This is a genomic window from Mycobacterium sp. TH-M103 (assembly GCF_057473785.1).
The window spans coordinates 1-2,535 of the sequence record NZ_JBYCLG010000190.1 but is presented as its reverse complement, the minus strand read 5'-3'; the positions used below and the strand labels follow the sequence as shown (position 1 = coordinate 2,535).

At 73.6% G+C, this 2,535-nt stretch carries 1 protein-coding gene; it reads left to right on the top strand.

The annotated features are described in order from the left end of the window. A partial coding sequence (locus AC2VOR_RS10510; RefSeq protein ID WP_486963751.1) for a type I polyketide synthase occupies positions 1-2,535 on the top strand: 2,535 nt, incomplete at both ends.

Genomic DNA, 2,535 nt, shown 5'->3' with positions numbered 1-2,535 from the left:
GCGGGGTTCGGCGGTGAACCAGGACGGCGCCTCCAACGGTTTGACCGCCCCCAACGGGCCGTCGCAGCAACGGGTGATCCGGGCGGCGCTGGCCGGTGCGGGGCTGAGCACCGCCGACGTGGCCGTGGTGGAGGGCCACGGGACCGGAACCGTGCTGGGCGATCCGATCGAGATCCAGGCGCTTCTGGCGACGTACGGGCAGGGCCGCCCGGCGGATCGCCCGCTGTGGTTGGGGTCGATCAAATCCAACATCGGCCACACCTCGGCCGGCGCCGGGGTGGCCGGGGTAATCAAGATGGTGCAGGCGATTCGCCACGGCGTCATCCCGCAGACCCTGCACGTGGATGTGCCGACGCCGCACGTGGACTGGGCGGCCGGCGCGGTGTCGCTGCTGACCGGGCCGCAGCCGTGGCCGGACGGCCCGCGACGGGCCGGGGTGTCGTCATTCGGGATCAGCGGGACCAATGCGCACGTGATCGTGGAACAGCCACCCTCGGAACCGGACGAAAGCGTCGACGCCGAAGCCGACGACTCCCGGCCCGTGGTGCCCGTGCTGGTGTCGGGCCACTCGGATGCGGCGTTGGCCGCCCAGGCCGGGCGGCTGCTGGAGCACCTGAGCGCGCACGAGGACCTGCGGGTGGTGGACGTGGCCTGGTCGTCGGCGACCACGCGGTCGGTCCTCGAACACCGCGCCGTCCTGGTGGGCGCCGACCGCGGCGAGTTGGCGCGCGGGCTGGCGGCATTGGCCTCGGGCGACTCCGGTGCGGCCCTCGTGGGCCGCGCACGGCCGAACGGCAAGACGGTGTTCGCGTTTCCCGGCCAGGGCTCGCAGCGGCTCGGGATGGGCGCCCAGCTCTATGGGCGGTTCGGCGAGTTCGCCTGCGCCTTCGACGAGGCCGCGGCGGCACTGGACGCCCATCTGCGCCGCCCGCTGCGCCAGGTGATGTGGGGCGACGACCCGGAACTGTTGCAGCACACAGAGTTCGCCCAGCCGGCCCTGTTCGCCATCGAGGTCGCGATGGCGGCGCTGTGGCGATCCTGGGGGGTGGTCCCCGACATCGTGATGGGCCACTCGGTCGGGGAGATCGCCGCGGCCCACGTCGCCGGGGTGTTGTCCCTGGCCGACGCCGCTCGGCTGGTCGCCGCGCGCGGCCGGCTGATGGCGGACCTGCCCGCGGGCGGGGTGATGGTGGCCGTCGCCGCCGGTGAGGACGAGGTGGCGCCGTTGCTCACCGAGGGGGTGAGCGTCGCGGCGGTCAACGGGCCCACGTCGCTGGTGATTTCGGGCGAGCGGGCCGCGGTCGACGCCATTGCCGACCAGTTGGCCGCACGCGGCAGGCGGGTGCATCGGCTGGCCGTCTCGCATGCGTTCCATTCGGCGCTGATGGAGCCGATGCTGGAGGATTTCTCCGCGGTACTGGACGGCGTGACGGCCGGCACGCCCCGAATGGCGTTGGTGTCCAACCTGACCGGCGAGCTGGCCGATACCGGTTACGGCTCGGCGCACTACTGGGTGGAGCACGTGCGCCGGCCGGTGCGCTTCCTCGACGGAGTGCGCCTGGCCGAGTCGCTGGGCGCCGGGGTCTTCCTCGAAGTGGGCCCCGGTGCGGCGTTGACGGCCTCGGTGCAGCAGAGCCTGCGCGACGACCGGGCCATGTCGGTCGTGACGATGCCCAAGAACGGCCCCGAGATCGACGCGCTGCTCGCCGCGGCGGGCCGACTGTTCACCGCCGGCGCCGGTGTGGACTGGCGCGCGGTGTTCGCCGGTCTGGACGTGCGAACGGTGCCGCTGCCGACGTATGCGTTCCAGCGGCGCCGGTTCTGGCTGCCGGCCTCCTCGGTGGGGTCGCGGGACGCGGGCGGTCTGGGACTGGTCGGGACCGGGCACCCGCTGCTGGGCGCGGTGGTGCAGCGGCCGGATTCGAGCGGGGTGGTGTTGACGGGCCGCCTGTCGGTGGGCACCCAGCCTTGGCTGGCCGACCACGCCGTCGGTGGCGTGGTGCTCTTTCCCGGAGCCGGGTTCGTGGAGCTGGTGCTGCGGGCCGGTGACGAGGCCGGCTGCCCGGTGCTCGAGGAGCTGACGTTGTCGGCGCCGTTGCTGCTGCCCGCGTCCGGCGGTGTGCAGGTACAGGTGGTGGTCGACGCCGCCGGCGCAGCCGGTGCTCGTACGTTCGCCGTGTATTCATCGGCGCCCGAACAGGGTTCGGAGTGGACCAGGAACGCCGAAGGCACCCTGGGCGCGGCCGCGGTCGCGCCCGGCGCGGACCTGGCGGTGTGGCCGCCCGTCGGCGCGACGGCGGTGGACGCCGGCGGAGCCTATGACCGGCTGGCCGGGCGTGGCTACGGGTATGGCCCGGCCTTTCGCGGCCTGCGGGCGGTGTGGCGGCGGGGGAGCGAGGTGTTCGCCGAGGTCGAGGTTCCGCAGGACGCCAATGTGGCGTTGGGCGGCTTCGGGATTCACCCCGTGGTGCTCGACGCGGCGTTGCATGCGCTGGGGGTCGCCGACGAGCAGGCGGCGGCCGTGCTGCCGTTCTC